This is a genomic window from Levilactobacillus tujiorum (assembly GCF_012641185.1).
In the GTDB taxonomy this organism is placed as follows: Bacteria; Bacillota; Bacilli; order Lactobacillales; family Lactobacillaceae; genus Levilactobacillus; species Levilactobacillus tujiorum.
Genome location: NZ_JAAXLK010000003.1, coordinates 1 through 1984, shown reverse-complemented (window position 1 = coordinate 1984; position 1984 = coordinate 1). Strand labels below are relative to the sequence as shown.

Sequence of the window (1984 nt, the reverse complement as noted above, 5' to 3'; positions counted from 1 at the left end):
GGCGTCCTAAACCAACTAGACCAACGGACCAATTGCGGGAGCAGGGTTTGAACCTGCGACCTTCGGGTTATGAGCCCGACGAGCTACCAGACTGCTCCATCCCGCGATAATATTAAATTGTAACAATGACCCGTACGGGATTCGAACCCATGTTACCGCCGTGAAAGGGCGGTGTCTTAAACCACTTGACCAACGGGTCATAACTAAACGGAGAAGGAGAGATTCGAACTCTCGCGCCGCTTCCGCGACCTATACCCTTAGCAGGGGCACCTCTTCAGCCACTTGAGTACTTCTCCATAATGGGCCTAAATGGACTCGAACCATCGACCTCACGCTTATCAGGCGTGCGCTCTAAACCAGCTGAGCTATAGGCCCATATAAAGCGGGTAACGAGAATCGAACTCGCGACAACAGCTTGGAAGGCTGTGGTTTTACCACTAAACTATACCCGCATTATGATGAGATATACTTAATGGCGCGGGACGGAATCGAACCGCCGACACATGGAGCTTCAATCCATTGCTCTACCGACTGAGCTACCGAGCCATTTTGCCATTTAGAATGAGTTATGGTTGCTACACTCTGCTGACGAGCATAACAACGGTCCGTACGAGACTCGAACTCGTGATCTCCTGCGTGACAGGCAGGCGTCCTAAACCAACTAGACCAACGGACCAATTGCGGGAGCAGGGTTTGAACCTGCGACCTTCGGGTTATGAGCCCGACGAGCTACCAGACTGCTCCATCCCGCGATAATATATAAGAAGCAAAGGAGGATGAGAGATTCGAACTCTCGCGTGATTTTACTCACCTGACGGTTTTCAAGACCGTTCCCTTCAGCCAGACTTGGGTAATCCTCCATAAAAACAAGTACAATAGTCCTTCTGGTAATGGACCTTGTAGGACTCGAACCTACGACCGAACGGTTATGAGCCGTTTGCTCTAACCAACTGAGCTAAAGGTCCAGTCCAAGTCCAAATCGCGGCGGGGGGGATCGAACCCTCGACCTCTCGGGTATGAACCGAACGCTCTAGCCAGCTGAGCTACACCGCGAAATGTTAAATAAAAATATTTTATTTAATCGGGAAGACAGGATTCGAACCTGCGACCCCCTGGTCCCAAACCAGGTGCTCTACCAAGCTGAGCTACTTCCCGTTAAATGCACCCAGTAGGAGTCGAACCTACAACCTTCTGATTCGTAGTCAGACACTCTATCCAGTTGCGCTATGGGTGCAAAACGCTAATTATATTGAAGCTTAAGTACCTCTCGGTACTAAGCGGAAGACGGGATTCGAACCCGCGACCCCCACCATGGCAAGGTGATGTTCTACCACTGAACTACTTCCGCAAAATCAAATGCCGACTAGAAGATTCGAACTTCCGACCCCCTGTTTACAAGACAGGTGCTCTACCAACTGAGCTAAGTCGGCATAGCCAGTATCATTTGTATCAAATTACTCAACACCCGTAGGTGAATGAGCCGTGACAGTCTCGAACTGTCGACCCTCTGATTAAAAGTCAGATGCTCTACCAACTGAGCTAACGGCTCAAATGGAGGATACAGGGCTCGAACCTGTGACCCTCTGCTTGTAAGGCAGACGCTCTCCCAACTGAGCTAATCCTCCAAAACCGCGTGGCAACGTCCTATCCTCGCAGGGGGCGATCCCCCAACTACTATCGGCGTGCTAAAGCTTAACTTCCGTGTTCGGCATGGGAACGGGTGTATCCTTTAGGCTATCGCCACCACACTATAAGAGAACTTCTTCCCTCAAAACTAGATATTATTCAATTTTTTCCTTCCGGAAACAACCACGTTTTCAACTTGGTTAAGTCCTCGACCGATTAGTACTGGTCCGCTCCACGCCTCACGACGCTGCTACTTCCAGCCTATCTACCTGATCATCTCTCAGGGGTCTTACTTCCATATAGGAATGGGAAATCTCATCTCGAGGCGAGTTTCACACTTAGATGCTTTCAGCGTTTA

Annotated in this window: 17 tRNA genes and 2 rRNA genes; all 19 read right to left on the bottom strand. The window is 49.9% G+C overall.

The window, feature by feature from the left end:
* Positions 1–32 precede the first annotated feature (32 nt).
* A tRNA-Met gene (locus HF569_RS01825) sits at positions 33–106 on the bottom strand.
* A gap of 20 nt (positions 107–126) precedes the next feature.
* Positions 127–199, bottom strand: a tRNA-Glu gene (locus HF569_RS01820).
* A 9-nt stretch (positions 200–208) separates the two neighbouring features.
* Positions 209–296: transfer RNA gene (locus HF569_RS01815), tRNA-Ser, on the bottom strand.
* Positions 297–300: 4 nt separating this feature from the next.
* Positions 301–375 (bottom strand) — tRNA-Ile (locus tag HF569_RS01810).
* A 6-nt stretch (positions 376–381) separates the two neighbouring features.
* Positions 382–452: transfer RNA gene (locus HF569_RS01805), tRNA-Gly, on the bottom strand.
* A 21-nt stretch (positions 453–473) separates the two neighbouring features.
* Positions 474–546: transfer RNA gene (locus tag HF569_RS01800), tRNA-Phe, on the bottom strand.
* A gap of 55 nt (positions 547–601) precedes the next feature.
* Positions 602–676, bottom strand: a tRNA-Asp gene (locus HF569_RS01795).
* 2 nt (positions 677–678) lie between these two features.
* A tRNA-Met gene (locus tag HF569_RS01790) sits at positions 679–752 on the bottom strand.
* Positions 753–770: 18 nt separating this feature from the next.
* A tRNA-Ser gene (locus HF569_RS01785) sits at positions 771–860 on the bottom strand.
* A gap of 31 nt (positions 861–891) precedes the next feature.
* Positions 892–965: transfer RNA gene (locus HF569_RS01780), tRNA-Ile, on the bottom strand.
* A 14-nt stretch (positions 966–979) separates the two neighbouring features.
* A tRNA-Met gene (locus HF569_RS01775) sits at positions 980–1053 on the bottom strand.
* Between the two features lie 28 nt (positions 1054–1081).
* A tRNA-Pro gene (locus HF569_RS01770) sits at positions 1082–1155 on the bottom strand.
* 5 nt (positions 1156–1160) lie between these two features.
* A tRNA-Arg gene (locus HF569_RS01765) sits at positions 1161–1234 on the bottom strand.
* A 42-nt stretch (positions 1235–1276) separates the two neighbouring features.
* Positions 1277–1348: transfer RNA gene (locus HF569_RS01760), tRNA-Gly, on the bottom strand.
* A gap of 9 nt (positions 1349–1357) precedes the next feature.
* Positions 1358–1430: transfer RNA gene (locus HF569_RS01755), tRNA-Thr, on the bottom strand.
* A 46-nt stretch (positions 1431–1476) separates the two neighbouring features.
* Positions 1477–1549 (bottom strand) — tRNA-Lys (locus HF569_RS01750).
* A gap of 3 nt (positions 1550–1552) precedes the next feature.
* A tRNA-Val gene (locus tag HF569_RS01745) sits at positions 1553–1625 on the bottom strand.
* Positions 1626–1631: 6 nt separating this feature from the next.
* A 5S ribosomal RNA gene (rrf, locus tag HF569_RS01740) occupies positions 1632–1748 on the bottom strand.
* 74 nt (positions 1749–1822) lie between these two features.
* Positions 1823–1984, bottom strand: a 23S ribosomal RNA gene (locus tag HF569_RS01735); the annotation flags it as partial.